This window comes from Piscibacillus halophilus, from assembly GCF_900110685.1.
GTDB classification, from domain to species: domain Bacteria; phylum Bacillota; class Bacilli; order Bacillales; family Alkalibacillaceae; genus Piscibacillus; species Piscibacillus halophilus.
The window spans coordinates 12,390-30,843 of record NZ_FOES01000010.1 but is presented as its reverse complement, the minus strand read 5'-3'; the positions used below and the strand labels follow the sequence as shown (position 1 = coordinate 30,843).

The window sequence follows — 18,454 nt, the reverse complement described above, 5'->3', positions numbered from 1 at the left end:
TATCCAATTAATTATCTAATTTAACTATAAAATATTTTCTGATATTTCGCAAACACTTTATCTTTATTTTTTGAAAATTCCTTTTAAAACGAAAGCCACATTCGCTGGACGTTCTGCTAAACGTCTCATGTTATAGCCAAACCAGTCATTACCGTAAGGAACGTATACTCTCATCGTATATCCTTCTTGAACTAGTTTTTCTTGTAATTCTTGTCTAATTCCATATAACATTTGAAACTCAAATTGATCATTTGAAATTCCGTGTTCTTTCACTAATTCTTTTGTATAATCAATCATCGCATCATCGTGTGTTGCCACTGCTGTATAATTACCATTTAGTAAATGTATTTTAATAATCTTCTTGAAGTTCTCATCCACGTCTTTTTTATCAGGATAAGCCACTTGGGGTGACTCTTTATAAGCACCTTTAACTAAACGTAGATTAGGATTATATTGATCTAGCTTTTCTAAATCCTCTACCGTTCTATATAGATAAGCTTGTAACACGGTACCTAAACCATCATATTTTTGTTTTAATTCTTCAAATATATCAAGTGTCATCTGACAACGCTCGTAGTCTTCCATGTCAATCGTTACGAAAACACCATGCTTTTCCCCTGCTTCTAATATTTTATGCATATTTTCCATAACAAGTTCTCGAGAGATATCTAGCCCCATAGACGTCATTTTTAATGATAGTTGCGAGTCTAGCTTTTTCTCCGCAATAACTTCAATAGCACGAACACATTCCTCAGTGCGATCACGAGCCTCTTGTTCATCGTTCACAAACTCACCTAAATGGTCTAATGTAACGGTCATTCCTTTTTGATTTAGCTCACGAATAGCCTCTGCTGCCTCATCAATCGTTTCACCTGCAACAAAACGCGAAGCAAACATTTTAAACCCATATTTTTTGGCTAACTTCGTGAAAAACTTATTATTAGATAGGAATAAGAAAAATTTACGCATTAATTTCTCTATCATGATGTATCCCCCCATTTTGCATCTATATAAGTGAAACCGGTTTCTATTTTACCATTTTTTCGACAAAAAAGATAACTATAATAATAGAAAAAATCCTTGTCTATAAAGTTTCAAAGTTTCATAATAATTTAGTGACCTATTTCAAGGTACGATTTACTCTTTTCTACGGAATCTCTCTTTACCGTCAAAACCTCACATATAAAACCCTCTTTATAAAAATCCCCTTTAAATCGTAAACATTCTTATTTACAAATCGTAATCATTACGATAAAATGTATAAGGTTATAATAAAGAATGAAAGATTCTCGGAGGATAAACCTATGAAATTATTAAAAATGATTAGCGTATTATTTACATTATCAATATTAATGACGGCCTGTAATACAAATTCAAACGAGGACACTCAAAATGACTCAGAACGCAGTATTGCTACGTCAATCTATCCCATTGAATATTTGGTCACTGAAATTGCTGGAGATTATGTCGATGTTGAAACGATTGTTCCTTCTGGCGCCGATGCTCATTCATACGAGCCATCTACTAAAACGATGATTGAATTATCATCATCTGATGGATTTTTCTTCATTGGTGAAAGTATGGAGAGCTTCTCAGAAGCAATGGCAGATACGGTCCAAAAAGAAAATGTTGAGCTTTTAAAACTAGCCGAACATGAACCATTATTTGAAGACTTTCATCAAGGTGAGGCAATAGAAATAAATTCAGAAGACAATGAAGAGCATAATGATGAAAGTGAAGAACATCACGATCATGAGCATGAACATGATGATGCAGAGCACAATCACAATGAAGAACATGCCCATGATGAAAGCGAGGGACATCACAGTCATAATCACGATGTTGATCCCCACTTCTGGCTAGATCCACTCCGCATGGTTGATGCAGGGGAAATCGTCCTTGATAAATTAGTTTCAATGTATCCAGAAGAAGAAGAAACATTCAAACAAAACTTTGAAACTTTTAAAAGCAAAATGGAAGAGTTAGATGAACAATATCAAGAAAGCTTTGATGAAGAAGTCAGTATTTTAGTGACTCATAAATCATTTTCTTATATTGAACAACGTTATCCTGTTAAACAATTTTCCATTAGAGGAATCTCATCAGCTCAGGAACCATCTCAAAGAGAATTACAACTATTATTTGATCAAATTGAGGAATTACACATCGAACACATTATACTAGAAACGAGCTCTGACGATCGGTTAGCACAAACTATTGCAGATGAACTAGGATTGGAAAAGTATCACTTAAGCAACCTATCAACTCGTACGGAAGAAGAAATAAATGAAGAAAAAGATTACTACGATATTATGATCGATAATCTTAATGTACTAAATGAAATTAATCATTAAAGGGTGATTGATATGTCAGACCCAATCGTAACCGTTCAAAATGTATACCACCGTTATGATCAGCAAACGGTTTTAGAAAATATCAACTTCAATATTGAAGAAGGGGCATTTGTGGGCCTCGTCGGTCCCAACGGTTCTGGAAAAACGACATTAATTAAATTGATGTTAGGAATTGAAAAACTTCAACGCGGAAACATTACAGCATTTGGGCAACCAATCCAGAAGTTTAAAAACAAAGGGCGAATCAGTTATGTCTCTCAGAAAGCAAACTCATTTAGTCGCGGTTTTCCAGCGACAGTTAAAGAGGTTGTATCAATGGGAGTCATTCATAACCAGAGGCGCTTCCTACCCGATCAAAAAAAGGATCAGGGATTAGTTAAGAGTGCCCTTCAAAAAGTTAATATGGAAGAGTATATCAATCGTAATATCGGAGATTTATCTGGTGGTCAACAACAACGTGTATTTATCGCTCGTGCGATTGCCAATAATCCAAAGCTTCTCATATTAGATGAGCCGACTGTGGGTGTCGACTCCCAAAACGTGGAACAATTTTATGATTTACTATCCAAATTAAATCAAGAGCTTGGAATCACACTTGTCCTTGTCTCTCATGACATTGGGGCTATTACCACTTATGTTACAGATTTATTATGCTTGAATCGTTCAATCCATTATCATGGAAATCCTAATGAATTTGAAAGCTTGACTGATGAACAACGTTCTATTTTATACGGACATCAGATTAATACGATTACACACAATCACTAGAAAGGGGCGAACAATATGTTAGATGCATTTTTTCAATATGAACTACTCAGAAACACATTTTATACAGGTCTGCTCGTTGGTCTAATTGCCCCTTTATTAGGAGCGTTTATTGTTGTAAGACGACAGTCCATGATTGCAGACGGGCTATCCCACGTGACATTAGCAGGACTAGCATTTGGTCTGTTTATGCAAAAGAAATATACACTGCTCATGTTCGCTCCTTTTCACACTGGAATTTTGTTTTCAATTATTGGTGCTTTAATTATTGAAAATTTACGTGATGTCTATAAAGCCTTTCAAGAAATCGCGATTCCGATTATTCTGTCAGTAGGTGTCGGTTTAAGTATTGTATTCATCGCATTAGCAGATGGAATTAATACCGATATTTACACGTATTTATTTGGGTCAATTGCGGCAATTAGTAGCAGTGACCTTCGTTTAATTATCTTCATTTCCTTGTTGGTCATTATTTTTATCTTTGTGTGTTATAAGGATTTATTTGCCTTATCTTTTGATTCTGAATTTGCGATTGTATCTGGTGTAAAATCCAAAACACTTAATTTTGTTTTTATTTTAATGACAGCTTTAGTTATTTCAGCATCGATTCGAATTGTTGGTGTATTACTAGTATCTGCACTGATGACGTTACCGGTCGCAACAGGTATGAGAATAGCAAAAAGCTTTAAACAAACTATTTTTTATAGTATTATTTATGGAGAGATAGCTGTTATAGTAGGATTAATTACAGGTTATTATTTTGAGATTCCGCCAGGTGGTACGATTGTGATCACATCAGCCTTATTACTAGGATTAACACTCTTATTTAATAAGTTAAAGGCGGTCAGATCTCTTAAAAAGGATGATGGGTATGCAGCTTAATCAAGCTCTAACAATTTTGAAAGATGAAGGTTATAAATATACGGAGAAGCGTGAAGATATTCTGAGCTTCTTTAATAAAGAAGATGGTTATCGTACTGCTAGTGATTTGTTGAGCTTTTTGAGTAAAAAGTATGAAGGCATTAGTTATGATACGATTTACCGTAATTTACACCTTTTTAGTGAACTTAATATATTAGAGTCTACAGAACTAGACGGTGAAAAGCATTTTCGTCTTGCGTGTGGGCATGAGGAACACCACCATCATTTTATTTGTAAATCTTGTGGTAAAACAAAAGCCATTAAATCTTGCCCTATGAATCTGTTAAATATAGATTTTAATGGTTATTTAATTGAAAATCATAAATTTGAAATTTATGGACTTTGTCCGAATTGTAATTAAAAATAACGAGGCTAGGACAAAAGATAAATAGGTCAATAAAATCCGAACGAAAATGGAGTTAGCGTAGTCAAAATGCGAGACTCCAGGTCGTCCAGATCGTCGCAGAACAGCACGAGCTGAGGGGCCACAGGATGTGGGTCAGTTCGGCGTTGCAACAGGATGTTGCGTCATTAGCCGAACATCCTTAAGTCTTCGAGCGGAAGTGAGTTTCGGGAAGTTGAAGCCGTGCCTGCGGAAAGCGAAGCATTTTGACGTAGCTACCATAAAGAAGGCGAACTTTGGATATTTAATACAGTCTAAAGTTCGCCTTCTTTTATTTAATCATTATTTTTGTCTCAGCCTCGTTTTTATAAGCTAATGCTAGAAATAATTATGGATATCAAAAAGCGCGTCCCAAATACCGTACAGCGACTCAAGTGCAGATCAGAGAACCCCCAGGTAGGACTTTTCACTACCTAGGGTATCTTTATGAATAAGGATTTATAGCTTCACTACTTCACTGAACGTATTGGCTGAAAATCTTTTGTCTCTTCCTCTTCTTCTGTCTCATATCCTCGCTTCATATTCCCTTTTATGGCAATATTCATTAATACTCCCAATGTTGCAAACGTTATTAACATGGATGAACCACCATAACTGATTAACGGAAGTGTAATACCTGTAATTGGCATGCTTCCAGAAACGGCGCCAATATTAATAATAGCCTGACTGATCACCTGAAATGTTATTCCTAACGCTAATAGACGACCAAAATGATCGGGTGCTCTTTTCGCAATGAGAACCCCTTTATACATAAACGCCATAAACGTAACAATGACAAACAAGACACCGAATAAACCAAGTTCCTCCGCAATAATCGATAAGATAAAATCGGTATGGGCCTCTGGCAAGTATCCAGCTTTCTGGACACCATTAGCTAGTCCAACTCCATTGAGTTTTCCAGAAGCAATCGCAATTAATGATTGGATGAGCTGATACCCCTCACCTGACGGATCTTCAAATGGGTTAAGGAATGACGTTAAACGATCACGTCTGTAACCTGCGATAAAAATCAGCCCAACCACTAACGCTATACCTGAAGCTCCTAAAGCAAATAAATGACGAAACCGAGCCCCAGAAAAAAGTAAGATGATACCACAAGCAATCAGAATTGATGTGGCCGTCCCTAAGTCGGGTTGTAAGACGATTAAACCGAAGACGAACATTAACAACATAATGGGTGGTAAGATTCCTTGGGAAAAATTATCCAACCGATCTTGTTTACTCGTCAGTATATGAGCGAAATAAAGAACCATTGTAATTTTAGCCATTTCAGAAGGTTGGAATAAAAAGATTTTAAAATCTAACCAACGTGTTGCTCCGTTTACACTGACACCAAAACCGACTAATACTAAAATCAACATTAAAACGGTAATAAAGAAAAATGGCTGAGTCAGTTTTCGCAAGGAACGATAAGAAAACATACTCGCAACAAAAAATATCATCAGCCCTAATATGAGCCACATTCTTTGTCGGCGAAAATAATAACCCGAATCATTAATCCCTGGGTCTAATCCTGCTTCTACAAAACTAGCACTATAAACCATGACTAACCCAAACAAAGATAATATTAATATAATCACTAATAATGGATAATCTAAATTTCTTAAATGTTTTTTCAATCCTAACACCATCCTATCTATATCATAACTGAAAAACTAGACAAACAGAATAGGATTTTTTGCTCCTTATAAATTTAATAGAGTTGATATAAAAAAGCCGCTCAGTTGTTCTCTGAGCAGCTATATCCAAACGTTTAAATCGTTGGTTGTGTGTTAATCTTTTTAACATCATCTAAATACTCTTCATAAGTCATGGACTTATCAATGATGCCTTCATCTTGAATCTCTATAATTCGATTAGCAATAGTTTGAATAAACTGGTGGTCGTGAGAACTAAAGATGACCGAACCCTTGAACTTAATCAAACCATTGTTTAACGATTGAATCGACTCTAAGTCTAGGTGGTTCGTTGGATCATCCAATAGAAGTACGTTAGCATTACTTAACATCATACGTGAGAGCATACAACGAACTTTTTCTCCACCAGAAAGAACGCTTGCTTTTTTAAATACATCATCACCAGAGAATAACATACGACCTAAGAAGCCACGGATAAACGTTTCTGTCTCGTCTTCAGGTGCATATTGGCGTAACCAGTTAATCAGATTTAGATCCGAATTCTCAAAGAACTCCGAATTGTCCTTAGGGAAATAAGATTGTGACGTGGTGACTCCCCACTTATAACTTCCTTCATCTGGATCCATTTCACCCATCAGTATCTTCATTAACGTTGTTATCGCAAGATCATCACCTAATAAAGCGACTTTATCATCTTTTTCAAGCCTGAATGATACGTTATTCAATACCTTCTTGCCGTCTATCGTCTTGCTGATATTTTTAACTTCTAATAAATCATTTCCGATTTCACGCTCTGGCGTGAACGCAATATATGGATATTTCCTTGAAGAAGGTTTAATATCATCAAGTTCAATTTTATCTAATAACTTTTTACGAGAAGTTGCCTGGCGAGATTTAGACGCATTAGCACTGAATCGAGCGATAAACTCTTTTAATTCATTAATCTTCTCTTCTTTTTTCTTGTTTTGTTCTTGTTGCATTTTTAATGCTAATTGACTTGATTCATACCAGAAATCATAGTTTCCGACATATAATGTTATTTTCTCAAAGTCTAAATCAGCAATATGAGTACAGACGTTGTTTAAGAAATTACGGTCGTGGGATACAACAATAACAGTGTTCTCAAAGTTAATTAAAAATTCCTCTAACCAACGAATAGCTTGAATGTCTAAACCGTTTGTCGGCTCATCAAGAAGTAAAATATCCGGATTACCAAATAGTGCTTGAGAAAGTAGTACTTTAACTCGCTCCGCTTCCGATAGCTCGGACATCTGTTTATCATGAAGCTCGTCTCCAACACCTAAACCGCGCAATAAAGTTGCGGCGTCTCCTTCTGCTTCCCAACCGTTTAACTCTGCGAATTCACCTTCTAATTCTGCAGCACGCATACCATCTTCTTCAGTAAAATCACCTTTAGCATAAATCGCATCTTTTTCCTGAATGATTTCATGTAAACGGGTATGGCCCATAATGACCACATCTAATACTTTTTCATCCTCGTAAGCATAGTGATCCTGTTTTAACACAGCAATTCGTTCGTCTTTACCGACTGATACATGACCTTCCTGAGGTTCAATTTCGCCGGATAATATTTTTAGAAATGTTGATTTCCCAGCACCATTGGCACCGATTAATCCGTAACAGTTTCCGTTCGTAAATTTTATTGAAACATTTTCAAATAGCTTGCGACTCGGAAACCGCAAACTAACATTCGTTGCTTGTAACATAATTAAAAGTCCTCCACACAAATAAAGTTAACCTTTACCATTATAGCATCTATGTGGAGGGTTTGACGAATTTAAGCTAAGGCTTTAATACAACTTTGATACAATTGTCTTCATGCCCGTTAAATATATGGTATCCATGTGCCGCTTCTTCTAACGGGATCTTATGGGTAATGATTTCTGTTGGATCAATTTTTTCATCTATAATCATGTCATATAATTTGGGCATGATGGGGATGACGGGTGCCTGACCCATTTTAAGTGTGACATTCCGAGTGAAAAATGCTCCTAAAGGAATTCGGTTACACCAACTTTATATGGCATTCGATAAATTACAGCTTTCACAATCTTTCACTCCATTTTTTCTTTTAGTTTTCATATTGAACACTCACCCTATTCGTCTTTAAAATTCCTATTTATACCTTTTATATAAAATCTTGAAATGAGTAAATTAAGTAGTAAATGTAAACTAATGAGGGAAAAACATCATGAATAAACAAATTAGTGTGTGGTGTATTATTTCAATGGCATCGATTCCTTTAGTCATGACATTAGGGAATTCGATGCTCATTCCTGTTTTACCGATATTTGAGCAACAATTGAATATCAATTCCTTTCAATCGAGTTTAATCATTACGGTCTACTCGATTGCTGCTATTTTATTAATTCCAATAGCTGGTTACTTATCTGACCGCTATGGCAGAAAAAAAGTCATCATACCTAGTCTTCTCTTAACCTTAATCGGCGGTCTAGTAGCTGGATTAGCTTCGATCATGGTGAGTAGCCCATTCATTTGGATTCTAATTGGAAGGGTCTTACAAGGGTTTGGTGCAGCAGGTGCGGCACCTATTGTTTTGCCTTTAGTCGGGGATCTTTATAAAGACGACGATGAGCAAGCGAGTTCATGTCTTGGAATTATCGAAACTTCCAATACTTTTGGTAAAGTTCTCAGCCCAATCGTTGGAGCAGCTCTAGCAGCGATTGTATGGCATATTCCATTCTTTGCTATATCTGTATTCAGCTTCGTGTCACTCATCTTTGTATTCTTTTTTATTAAAGTTCCAAAGGACAACGAACCAAAAGATTCTTTTAAAACCTTTTTACAGAACACAAAAGAAACCTTTCGACGAGAAGGTAATTGGCTTTATGTTGTATTTGGAATCGGAATTTATACCATGCTCATTTTATTTGCGATTTTATTTTACCTATCTGATATCTTAGAAAAGCAACATGGCATTGATGGAGTGAAAAAAGGGATTATCCTAGCAATTCCATTACTCGTCTTATGTATTGCCTCACTGATTACTGGAAAACAAATTAAAGACGACCTAAATGTCATGCGCATGATTTTAATTGTAGGATTAATCATCATGGGATTATTAGTTCCATTTGTAGGATTTTTTGAACAGAATGTACGAATATTATTACTAATATCAAGTGTGATTGGTCTAGCAATTGGAGCATTATTGCCAACATTAGATGCGATGATTACGGAGAACATTGAAAAAGGAGAACGTGGGACGATTACATCGATTTACAGTTCAGCCAGATTTATTGGAGTTGCAGCAGGTCCACCTCTAATATCTATTTTTATGCAGAACGGGCTGCAGGTCACCTCTATTATGGCAGGAATATTAGGGTTTGGAATTTTAATTTGTATCTTTACATTCATTAAGCCAAATAAAACAACGTAAAGAAAATGAGGGTTATTCGCCCTCATTTTCTTCATTTAATTTATAGCTTTGTTGATCATCGGATTCTATGACGCCGATTGTAGCATCATCAATATCCTTATCCTCTAATAATAAATCGACTACTTCAAATTTGATATCATCAGCATCAGCTAACGACATCCCTTTTTCTAATTCAATATAACCTTCCACATGATATTGCCTTCCTTCTTGTAATACACGTAACTTATGAATATCAACTACTTTAGAATGATCTAAAATGATTTTTGCTACCCGGTCTTTAACCTTTTTAGGTGCTGACACGCCAACTAAACCAATCGTATTTTCATAACCAATTTTTATTGCTATACCGATTAGGAGTACTCCAATCAAGATCGTCCCTATCCCATCCACAATAAAATTCCCAGTATAGTGTGCAATGACAACGGCAACAAGAGCCACAAAAGCACCTAATGTTGCGACTATATCTTCATAGAAAACCAGCCTTGTAGGAGGTGCTGAATACTTCACATTTTGGAGGACTGTTTTTATGAATCCTTGTTCTGATGTGTCATCATCAGATCCCTCGACAATTTCCTTCATCACTTTAATCAATACATACCCATCCACAGTAATCGAAATCACCAAAATAATAACGTTCAGCCAAAAGTTTTTAGCCTCTTGAGGATGTTTAATGATTTCCCACCCCGTGTGAATCGTCTCATAAGCCATAATTGAAATAATAATAACAGCTAATAAAACGAATAAATTCACTACACGGTTAAACCCTGTTGGAAAACGTTTAGTAGGTTCTTTTTCAGCTAAGGCGCTGCCGAAATAAACCATCCCTTGGTTCAATGCATCTGCTGTCGAGTGAATGGCAGTGGCTAACATGGAACCACTCCCACTAATAACGGCAGCGATCCATTTCACAATTGCTATTCCTACATTACCTAAAGCAGAAATTCCTGATGATTTGTTCCCTTTCTTAAGAAGTTCCCACATGCTTTAACCTCTTCTCTTTAAAATATCTTATATTATTTTTTACAATAAAAAACTTTTGATACTTAACTAGGCAAGCACCCTTCTAAAAGGCCACAATATATTAAATATAGGTGAATAAAATGAGAATATACTTAGCCTTACTTAGCTTAAGCATCATATGGGGATTAACATTTATTTTTATAAAAATGACAGTCGATGAGACAGGAGTCTGGGGGATGGTATTTTTAAGATGTTTTCTTGGATCCTTCTTTTTACTACCTATCTTCCTCATCAAAATCCGTAAAAGAATCTCTCCGATTCCTTACAAGCACCTCGTTATTTTAGGTGTTCTAAATGCAGGAATACCTTGGGGCTTACTTGCATGGAGCGAAACTGTCATCAACAGTAATACGACCTCTGTCATTAACGCCTTAACCCCTTTATTTACAGCCTTAATTGGATATTTATTTTTTAAGAAAAGATTATTGAGAAGACAATGGTTTGGAATTCTTATAGGCTTTTTTGGAATTGTTGTATTAACTGAATTTCAAATCCACCAACTGTTCGGACATGATTTTATCGGAATTGGAACGATGGTATTAGCCACTATTTTTTATGGTTTTGGATCTCAATATTTGAAGAAAAACCTTCAACATGAAGACTTAATTGTGACCATTACGATTTCCTTATTTGTTGCCTCACTAGTTGGTTTACTGATTGGATTAATTATGAATGATTTACCAAATGTCGCTATGATTGATTTCCATACAGGAATTATTATTTTAGGTTTAGGAACAATTGGCTCTGGGCTGGCGCATGTATTGCTTTATTACATGATTATTAACGGAACCCCAGAGTTCGCCGCAACAGTTGCATATATTATTCCGATAACAGCCATTGTGGCCAGCTACTTGATATTGAGCGAACCCATTACCACAAACCTCATTATAGGTATGTTGTTCATATTTATCGGAATTTATATCACGGGTCAATATAATAAAAAGGTGTCCGAATGAAAAAGGATTAATTAGGGCATTTTTACGGATAGGATACGCGGCCTGTGGGGTCTTTTTCCCAAGGTCATTTCGCCAATTTTGAATGAAGTTTCGCTAAATCTTTACTAACTCTCGCCAATTGACTTCTTTTTTTCGCTAAACTTGAAAATGGTTTCGCCAGTTCGTTAAAAGGTTTCGCTAAAAAAGCCTCCTCTTTCGCCAAATCAAATAAAACCCTGTGTCTTAGATCGACACAGGGTGATGTTGGTTCACGATTAAATCATAATATTTTAAAGCTAACGGCTCTTGATTATACTTGCTTGATCTAAACGTCTGATGAATAAATACTTCTGCCACTGCAAAGTCTCTTTCAAAAGTAAGGCCTTCTTCGATCTGTTCTAAGGCCACAACTCCTTCAAAAAGATCACTCATATCCTTCGCAAGTTTTTTAGGATACATCAGCTTAACGTCATCGGGTGCTTGAGAAAGCTTAACAAGCGTTTCTTTAAGGCGTTCCATTTTTTCTTTAATTGGGTCCGTCAACTTCTGAGCCTTAGGCGTTACGTGACGCAAACGTGCTTCAAGATCTTGTAAAAATAATTCATGTATTTGATATTTCTCTAACAACCTTAACACTTCAAGGCCTAAAATATTGGCTGTCCCTTCCCAGACCGTTAACACTTGAGCATCTCTAAGCAGTCGCGGAGTTACAAAGTCCTCAATAAAGCCATTTCCACCATGCATTTCAATCGCTTCATGCGAATAATGAATCGCTTGCTCAGCTGTTTCTTTTTTCATAATAGCTATATATAGACGTAATAATGCTTGTTCCTCTTCTGTTACATTCGCATCTTTATTCATAACCTGATCAAACAAGTTGACGACATCAAATGTGGCATACGTCTCGACTTCAAGCTTGGCAAGCATATTCACTAAAGTATCTTTAACCATCGGATAATGATTCAGTTTATTGCCAAATGCTTCACGGTTAAAGGCATAGTCACGTGCCTCTACATAAGCACGACGCATTATTCCGATAGACGCGACAGCATTACAGACTCTAGAAAGATTCAACGCCTCCATCATGTATTTAAAACCTTGCTTAGGGTCCCCAACTAAATAGGCTTTGGCCCCTTGAAACTCAACTTCCGCAGAAGGAACGGCTCGCACGCCCAATTTGTCCTTTAGTCGTCTAATACTCAGTTGTTGATTCGCGCGATTTTCCTCCCACGGCACTAAAAATAAGCTCAACCCTTTTGTTCCGGACGGAGCACCTTCCATACGAGCCAACACCATGGCAACACCACACATACCAGCATTACTCGCAAAGTACTTCTCACCGTATAAGCGGTAACTGTCGCCCTCATTTACGGCTTCAACAACATTAGCTCCGACATCTGATCCTCCTTGGCGTTCGGTTAAAAAGGTCGCCCCTTCATAAAGTTCAACCTCTCCTGTTGAAATCACATGTGGTAAAAATTGATCCCGTAATTCTCCATCCGCATAGTGATCGATTAAATAGGCTGTTGCCATCGTTAACGTTACTGGACAGTAAAACCCAGGTTCAGATTGAGATAATAAATAGCCTTGCGCGTAAGAATACAAGTAATTTCCTACCTGACCAAGCTCAGGGATTTCTTTGTGCGGATAAGCGACAATACCAGTGTTATAAGTTTCCTTAACCGTTTGCATATACCCTTCATTTACCCAAACTTTTGAAACATCGTCGCCCATTTTGTCGTACTTAATTAATTTAGGCTGCCCTTCCCGATCGGTATGTTTGGCACGGTCATCGATGATACCAGCTACTCGCTCACCAAACTCTGTCAAACGTTCTTCCGCATAATCAAAAAACTCATGACCCAAATGCTTTTTAAGGATTCGTTGTAAAACAATATCTTCCGTATAAAAATTTCTCTCAACCATTTTATACAGTCCTTTCTTGATGGAGCTCTCTTAATTGATTTTTCAAAAGTTTACCGGTCGCATTTCTTGGTAACGCTTCCAATTCTTCATATAAATAAGGAATTTTATATGAAGCAATTTGATTTTCAAGGAACTGCCTAAACTCTGTTTCTAGTGAATCAATCTTCTCGTGAAGAACAACATAAGCTTTAGCTGTCTCACCCCACTCTGAATGAGGAACTCCTACAACCGCAACATCCTCAACCTGTGGGTGAGTCATTAACACATTTTCGACTTCACTTGGATAAATATTAACGCCACCCGATATAATGATGTCTTTCTTCCGATCAATAACCCAGAAAAACCCCTCTTCATCACGCGTTGCGATATCACCTGTGTATAACCATCCATCTTTTATGGATTCATTCGTTTTTTTAGGGTCCTTATAATACCCTTTCATGGTTCCTTCACCACGTAAAATAATCTCCCCTGGTTCATTAATCCCTACATCTTGCCCTTCTTCATTAACTAAGCGAATTTCACAATGAAGAGCTGCACGTTTTCCTATACTACCTGATTTATACTCGTGATCTTCAGGAAGTAATAGTGTGCCATTAGGTCCAGCTTCTGTGAGTCCATACACACATACTAATGACTCGGTCGAGAATCGTCTTTTAACAAATTCGACTTCTTGTTGACCTAATGGTGCGCCACCATAGATCCAATATTTCACAGAAGAAAGATCGCATTCATTTATATCAGGTTGTTTAGCGGTTAATAAATAAGCGACTGGCGCTCCAAAGAAATGTGTAATACGCTCTTTTTCCACAGTCTTCAACAATAAATCTGGTGTAAACGTAGGAGCCAAGACATGTGTCGCTCCAACATATAATCCAGCAGCCATAAATAAATGCAGTGGTGCTGAATGACTTAACGGCATCATATGAAGAATTCGACTATCCTGTTTAACGTCCATTTCTATACAAATCATCGTCGCAACGGTTAAAATATTTCGATGTGTAAATAAGACACCTTTTGGATTTCCTGTCGTACCTGATGTATATAGAATTGACACCTCTTCATCTTCTGTAGAATCATTTTCTATGACAGTAGGTTCACCTTGTAATAATTCGTCAAAAGCGATCCATTTCCCAACGGATTCACCCGTTTTAATGCAAGTTAAGTGACGGATGTCTTCAATTGGACCCGATTGATCAAATAATAATTCATGCGTCCCAAAAAATTTAGCATCGCTATGATTAATGATGTATTCCATTTCATTCGTCGTTAATTTAGCATTGATTGGAATCACGATCCCTTTTAACCGAATGACGGCCATATATAAATATAAAAACTCTTTTGTATTCGGCATGTGAATGATGAACTTATCTCCAGCTTCGAACCCTAGTGCTTGTAAATTTTTAGCTAGAATATTCACGTCTTCTTCCCATTTTTGATATGTAATGCGTTCAGTAGGTGTCAAAATAGCCTCTTGATTCGGGAACTTTCTTGATTGATAAGATAATAATTTTGAAATATTCATACCTTATTTTCCTCCAAATCTGCTAACATTTTTTTAAATTCACCTAGAAACTTTTCCATTTCATTCTTTAACGACATAAGTTCTTCAATACTTTGTGTCACCTCTTGGACTTTCCTCTCTCCATACTCAATCGTTTTCTTCAATTGTTCGCGACCTGTCGGATCTTCATCGAACAGTAATATCATGTCTTTAATCTCATCAAGCGAAAATCCGTATTTCTTGCCCCTGAATATGAGTTGAAGTTGAATCTTTTCTTTCTTGCCATATATTCTGTATCCATTTTGATTTCGTTCAGGTTTTAACAAACCAATTTCCTCATAATATCTAATCGTTCTTGTGGAGACATTGAACATATCCGCCATGTCGGAAATGCTATAAAAGTTGTTCACCAATGACCTCCTTCCTATTTGTCAAAAAATTCTTTAAACTAAGTTTAACATTTACGTTAACGTAAACTTCAATATACAAAATCATTTTTTTAGGCTTGTCTTTTTTCTTTATGTATAAAAGGCTGCGAAAATTCGCAGCCTTTTCTTCTTCATCTTAGTACCAAGCAGCACCAACAATAATTAATAAGATAAATAATACGACAACTAGCGCGAAGCCACCGCCGTAACCGTGTCCTCCTGACATAAACATTTCCTCCTTTTACACATGTTCATTATCAATATATGTTTTGTGCAACACATTGATAAGGCTAATGCACAATTTCAATGACTTTTCCTTATCAAATAGCCTTACCATTCTACGGTAAGGCTTCATAATAGTTAGTCTAGAAAGCTCCATCATTATACTGTTCATGAATGATAAATTGGGCCAATAAATCTGTTTGTTTGTTACCTTAGTACCAAGCAGCACCAACAATAATTAACAAAATGAATAGTACAACGATTAACGCAAATTTTTCACCGTAGTTGTATCCCATGACTCTAGCCCCCTTTCATCCTTTATAAGAGAATATAATTTCTCTTTCTAGTTACTTCTATGTTATTTGTATCAAAATGGTATAGACTGATATCATATAATGCCCTGTAAATAGTGACTCACCTAGTAGCATCAGCCTTTTTTATTAAATAGATGAGTAATAGAAAACTAATAATTAAACCTATTAAAGAGCCTATTAATGTGACTAATTGAAGAGTGAGGATTTCTGCAAAAAAGCCTAAGATCAAAGTGAACATGATTTGAATAATAGATTGAATAATATTAGCAACACTTCCGATACGTCCCATAATATTCGTCGGTACATGGTTTTGAAAAAATGTGGCGTACCCGGCATTCGCAAAAGCCATAAAGAAACCCAGAATAATAAAAGCTATTAAGGCCGAGATAAAATTAAATGAAGAATAAAATAAGACATATCCTAAAGAAGATAATAAAACTCCTCCACCTATGTAAAACCGAAGAGGAACTTTACTGGCTATAAGAGCCGCAATTAAAGCACCAGCAATCGAACCAGCCCCCGTGATGCTCATTAGCAAACCATAATATTCATCAGATAAACCAAGATATTGTTTAATATAAGTCACTTCTTGGGAATCCAAAGCAAATCCAATGAGCATTGCGGTCTGAAACAGTATATAAACAAACACAAAGTAAGAGGCTCTTTTGAAAAATGAAGCGACCACTTTCCAGTCATTGAACCAAGCTTGTATTCCTTTTACCTTCGAGTTTATTAATGCACCATTAATATTAGGAAGAAGCGCAATGATGCCTCCACAAACCAAAAACGTAACTGCATTCACAAAGATACTCACATCGGTTCCAAAGTACATAATTAATACTCCAGATAACGCAGGCCCTACTAAAAAGGCTCCAGAACTCATGGTGCTCATTAAAGAATTAAAGCGTTGACGTTTTTCTACAGGAACTAGTTGAGTGATATAAACCTGAGATGTCGGACCAAAAAATGATCCAATTAAATTAATCATAAAAATAAGTCCATAGATTCCCCATAAGCTTTCTATAAATGGAATCACAAACACAATGGCGCCTCTAACTAAATCTACGGTGACCAACATCCTCTTTTTATTTACACGATCAATGACACTCCCAGCCCAAGTGTTAGTTAAAATCGTTGCTATTGGCCTAATGATAAACAGACCTGCAACTGCTGCTGCAGAACCTGTTAAATTTAATATGTACAAATTAATAGCGACTAAGTATATCCAATTACCTAAATGAGATACACCAATACCTAATATTAATAGAATTGAATTCTTCCATGAAAACAAGCTCATCACCTACTTATTCTCAGTTTAACTTACGATTATAGTCAATATAGTCAATTATTTGAATATTTAATGAATTACTGGAATTTCTATGCAAGTTAGTAACTAGTTTTATATAAATCTGTTATAGTAATTTTTAAAACAATCAAAAAGGAGAATCACAATGAAGAAAATATTAGAAGAACTCACCCACATTCATGGACCTTGTGGATTTGAAGAAGATGTCGGAAAGTACATAGCTAATAGATTAAAGGGGACTGTTGATTCGATTGAAGTTGATGGAGTTGGTAACCTCATTGTAAGTAAAAAAGGACGTCAACCAGGTCCTAAAATCGTTGTCGCTGCTCATATGGATGAAGTAGGTTTTATCGTTAAAAAGATTGAAGAAAATGGTCTCTTACGCTTTGAAAAACTGGGTGGTCATGACGATCGAATTTTATTGTCCCAACGAGTACAAATTAAAACGTCTAAAGGATTTCAATCAGGAGTTATTGGTACGATTTCAGCACATATGAAAAAGTTTGATGACCCTCAAAAAGTAAGAAAACATCAACAGCTATATATTGATGTTGGAGCTACATCTAAAAAAGAGATTGATTCTATGGGTATAAAAGTTGGCGATTCGATTACTTGGCAACCTTATATCGATCAATTGACAGAACATCGTATAGCAGGGAAAGCTTTTGATGACCGTGCGGGCTGTGCCGTTTTAATTCAAACATTAGAAGAACTAGATTCGAGCAACTTTTGTGGAGAAATCGTAGGAGTTTTTTCAGTACAAGAGGAAGTCGGTCTAAGAGGGGCACGAGTGGCGAGTCACCAACACAACGCTGATGTTGCGATTGCGCTGGATACAACTGCTGTGAGTGATACAACCGAAGAAATGATGGATCAAACGCTCGCACTTGGAGCAGGTACCGGAATTAAAGTGTTAGACTTTAGCTTAATCGCTAATAAAAAAGTCAAAAATCATTTAGTAGACATTGCGGAGCAACAAAATATTAACTATCAGTTAGAAATTTTCCCTGGAATAGGGACTGACGCGGGTGAATTAAGTTTAGCTCAACAAGGAGTCCCTACTGGAGTGCTGTCCATTCCTTCTAGAAACGCCCACTCCTCTATCGAATTAATTGATTTGAACGATTTGGATGCGACCAAGGAACTTCTAACAGAGTTTGTGAAAAAGATGAAAACATCAAAAGACTATAAATTTAATTTGAAATAATGTTAATAGGCAAAGTACCTATTTAGTGCTTTGCCTATTGTCAATAAAACCCCATAAACGGGGGTTCATCATAGCTTAAATAACCATTCAAAACGGC

At 36.4% G+C, this 18,454-nt stretch carries 17 protein-coding genes and 2 pseudogenes; 7 read left to right on the top strand and 12 right to left on the bottom strand.

Annotated features, from left to right (window positions below; translation table 11 throughout):
- Nucleotides 1–63 precede the first annotated feature (63 nt).
- Complete coding sequence (locus tag BMY57_RS06635; RefSeq protein ID WP_091773293.1) at nucleotides 64–981, bottom strand: proline dehydrogenase family protein; 918 nt, start codon at nucleotides 979–981, stop codon at nucleotides 64–66.
- A gap of 323 nt (nucleotides 982–1,304) precedes the next feature.
- Between BMY57_RS06635 and BMY57_RS06630 the strand changes: the two genes are divergently transcribed.
- From BMY57_RS06630 to BMY57_RS06615, 4 genes are read left to right on the top strand one after another with little or no spacing between them, the layout of a single operon-like run.
- Nucleotides 1,305–2,354, top strand: coding sequence for a metal ABC transporter solute-binding protein, Zn/Mn family (locus BMY57_RS06630; protein ID WP_175615632.1), 1,050 nt, complete (start codon nucleotides 1,305–1,307; stop codon nucleotides 2,352–2,354).
- A gap of 12 nt (nucleotides 2,355–2,366) precedes the next feature.
- Nucleotides 2,367–3,122, top strand: a complete 756-nt coding sequence (locus BMY57_RS06625) for a metal ABC transporter ATP-binding protein (RefSeq protein WP_091773244.1) — start codon at nucleotides 2,367–2,369, stop codon at nucleotides 3,120–3,122.
- A 15-nt stretch (nucleotides 3,123–3,137) separates the two neighbouring features.
- Entirely contained in the window at nucleotides 3,138–4,001 is an 864-nt protein-coding gene (locus tag BMY57_RS06620) for a metal ABC transporter permease (RefSeq protein WP_091773243.1), read from the top strand.
- On the top strand, nucleotides 3,991–4,401 hold the full coding sequence (locus BMY57_RS06615) for a Fur family transcriptional regulator (RefSeq protein WP_091773242.1): 411 nt from the start codon (nucleotides 3,991–3,993) through the stop codon (nucleotides 4,399–4,401). Before BMY57_RS06620 ends, BMY57_RS06615 begins: the two co-directional genes overlap by 11 nt.
- A gap of 491 nt (nucleotides 4,402–4,892) precedes the next feature.
- Here BMY57_RS06615 and ftsW read toward each other — a convergent pair whose 3' ends face one another.
- The 4 genes and pseudogenes from ftsW to BMY57_RS06600 all read right to left on the bottom strand — a co-directional run.
- On the bottom strand, nucleotides 4,893–6,062 hold the full coding sequence (gene ftsW / locus BMY57_RS06610) for a putative lipid II flippase FtsW (RefSeq protein ID WP_091773241.1): 1,170 nt from the start codon (nucleotides 6,060–6,062) through the stop codon (nucleotides 4,893–4,895).
- A 134-nt stretch (nucleotides 6,063–6,196) separates the two neighbouring features.
- Entirely contained in the window at nucleotides 6,197–7,144 is a 948-nt protein-coding gene (locus tag BMY57_RS16565; RefSeq protein ID WP_439895788.1) for an ABC-F family ATP-binding cassette domain-containing protein, read from the bottom strand.
- A gap of 123 nt (nucleotides 7,145–7,267) precedes the next feature.
- A pseudogene (locus BMY57_RS16560) lies at nucleotides 7,268–7,807 on the bottom strand (ATP-binding cassette domain-containing protein); the annotation flags it as partial.
- Between the two features lie 76 nt (nucleotides 7,808–7,883).
- Nucleotides 7,884–8,108: pseudogene (locus BMY57_RS06600) on the bottom strand (glutathione-dependent formaldehyde dehydrogenase); the annotation flags it as partial.
- Nucleotides 8,109–8,292: 184 nt separating this feature from the next.
- Between BMY57_RS06600 and BMY57_RS06595 the strand changes: the two are divergent.
- Entirely contained in the window at nucleotides 8,293–9,498 is a 1,206-nt protein-coding gene (locus tag BMY57_RS06595; RefSeq protein ID WP_091773239.1) for an MFS transporter, read from the top strand.
- 12 nt (nucleotides 9,499–9,510) lie between these two features.
- Here BMY57_RS06595 and BMY57_RS06590 read toward each other — a convergent pair whose 3' ends face one another.
- Entirely contained in the window at nucleotides 9,511–10,479 is a 969-nt protein-coding gene (locus BMY57_RS06590) for a cation diffusion facilitator family transporter (RefSeq protein ID WP_091773238.1), read from the bottom strand.
- Between the two features lie 119 nt (nucleotides 10,480–10,598).
- Between BMY57_RS06590 and BMY57_RS06585 the strand changes: the two genes are divergently transcribed.
- Nucleotides 10,599–11,474, top strand: a complete 876-nt coding sequence (locus BMY57_RS06585; protein ID WP_091773237.1) for a DMT family transporter — start codon at nucleotides 10,599–10,601, stop codon at nucleotides 11,472–11,474.
- Nucleotides 11,475–11,696: 222 nt separating this feature from the next.
- Here BMY57_RS06585 and BMY57_RS06580 read toward each other — a convergent pair whose 3' ends face one another.
- The 6 genes from BMY57_RS06580 to BMY57_RS06555 all read right to left on the bottom strand — a co-directional run bounded on the left by BMY57_RS06580 (nucleotide 11,697) and on the right by BMY57_RS06555 (nucleotide 17,135).
- The gene (locus tag BMY57_RS06580) at nucleotides 11,697–13,379 is read right to left on the bottom strand and encodes an acyl-CoA dehydrogenase family protein (RefSeq protein ID WP_091773236.1); all 1,683 of its coding nucleotides are present in this window, start codon (nucleotides 13,377–13,379) and stop codon (nucleotides 11,697–11,699) included.
- Between the two features lies 1 nt (nucleotide 13,380).
- Complete coding sequence (locus tag BMY57_RS06575) at nucleotides 13,381–14,901, bottom strand: class I adenylate-forming enzyme family protein (RefSeq protein ID WP_091773235.1); 1,521 nt, start codon at nucleotides 14,899–14,901, stop codon at nucleotides 13,381–13,383.
- The gene (locus tag BMY57_RS06570; protein ID WP_423809591.1) at nucleotides 14,898–15,290 is read right to left on the bottom strand and encodes a MerR family transcriptional regulator; all 393 of its coding nucleotides are present in this window, start codon (nucleotides 15,288–15,290) and stop codon (nucleotides 14,898–14,900) included. Before BMY57_RS06570 ends, BMY57_RS06575 begins: the two co-directional genes overlap by 4 nt.
- A gap of 154 nt (nucleotides 15,291–15,444) precedes the next feature.
- The gene (locus tag BMY57_RS06565; RefSeq protein ID WP_091773234.1) at nucleotides 15,445–15,534 is read right to left on the bottom strand and encodes a YjcZ family sporulation protein; all 90 of its coding nucleotides are present in this window, start codon (nucleotides 15,532–15,534) and stop codon (nucleotides 15,445–15,447) included.
- A 208-nt stretch (nucleotides 15,535–15,742) separates the two neighbouring features.
- Nucleotides 15,743–15,826 (bottom strand): YjcZ family sporulation protein, encoded by an 84-nt coding sequence (locus tag BMY57_RS06560; RefSeq protein WP_091773233.1) that lies wholly within the window; start codon nucleotides 15,824–15,826, stop codon nucleotides 15,743–15,745.
- A 118-nt stretch (nucleotides 15,827–15,944) separates the two neighbouring features.
- Entirely contained in the window at nucleotides 15,945–17,135 is a 1,191-nt protein-coding gene (locus BMY57_RS06555) for an MFS transporter (protein WP_439895785.1), read from the bottom strand.
- A 160-nt stretch (nucleotides 17,136–17,295) separates the two neighbouring features.
- Here BMY57_RS06555 and BMY57_RS06550 point away from each other — a divergent pair, with 160 nt between their 5' ends.
- Complete coding sequence (locus BMY57_RS06550; RefSeq protein ID WP_091773231.1) at nucleotides 17,296–18,357, top strand: M42 family metallopeptidase; 1,062 nt, start codon at nucleotides 17,296–17,298, stop codon at nucleotides 18,355–18,357.
- Nucleotides 18,358–18,454 lie beyond the last annotated feature (97 nt).

Bases quoted from the DNA above. Each gene is read 5' to 3' on its own strand.
- BMY57_RS06625 (WP_091773244.1), top strand. From the start codon at position 2,367: ATGTCAGACCCAATCGTAACCGTTCAAAATGTATACCACCGTTATGAT.
- BMY57_RS06585 (WP_091773237.1), top strand. From the start codon at position 10,599: ATGAGAATATACTTAGCCTTACTTAGCTTAAGCATCATATGGGGATTA.
- BMY57_RS06550 (WP_091773231.1), top strand. From the start codon at position 17,296: ATGAAGAAAATATTAGAAGAACTCACCCACATTCATGGACCTTGTGGA.
- BMY57_RS06580 (WP_091773236.1), bottom strand. From the start codon at position 13,379: ATGGTTGAGAGAAATTTTTATACGGAAGATATTGTTTTACAACGAATC.
- BMY57_RS06575 (WP_091773235.1), bottom strand. From the start codon at position 14,901: ATGAATATTTCAAAATTATTATCTTATCAATCAAGAAAGTTCCCGAAT.
- BMY57_RS06620 (WP_091773243.1), top strand. From the start codon at position 3,138: ATGTTAGATGCATTTTTTCAATATGAACTACTCAGAAACACATTTTAT.
- BMY57_RS06630 (WP_175615632.1), top strand. From the start codon at position 1,305: ATGAAATTATTAAAAATGATTAGCGTATTATTTACATTATCAATATTA.
- BMY57_RS06590 (WP_091773238.1), bottom strand. From the start codon at position 10,479: ATGTGGGAACTTCTTAAGAAAGGGAACAAATCATCAGGAATTTCTGCT.
- BMY57_RS06615 (WP_091773242.1), top strand. From the start codon at position 3,991: ATGCAGCTTAATCAAGCTCTAACAATTTTGAAAGATGAAGGTTATAAA.
- BMY57_RS06595 (WP_091773239.1), top strand. From the start codon at position 8,293: ATGAATAAACAAATTAGTGTGTGGTGTATTATTTCAATGGCATCGATT.
- BMY57_RS06560 (WP_091773233.1), bottom strand. From the start codon at position 15,826: ATGGGATACAACTACGGTGAAAAATTTGCGTTAATCGTTGTACTATTC.
- BMY57_RS06565 (WP_091773234.1), bottom strand. From the start codon at position 15,534: ATGTCAGGAGGACACGGTTACGGCGGTGGCTTCGCGCTAGTTGTCGTA.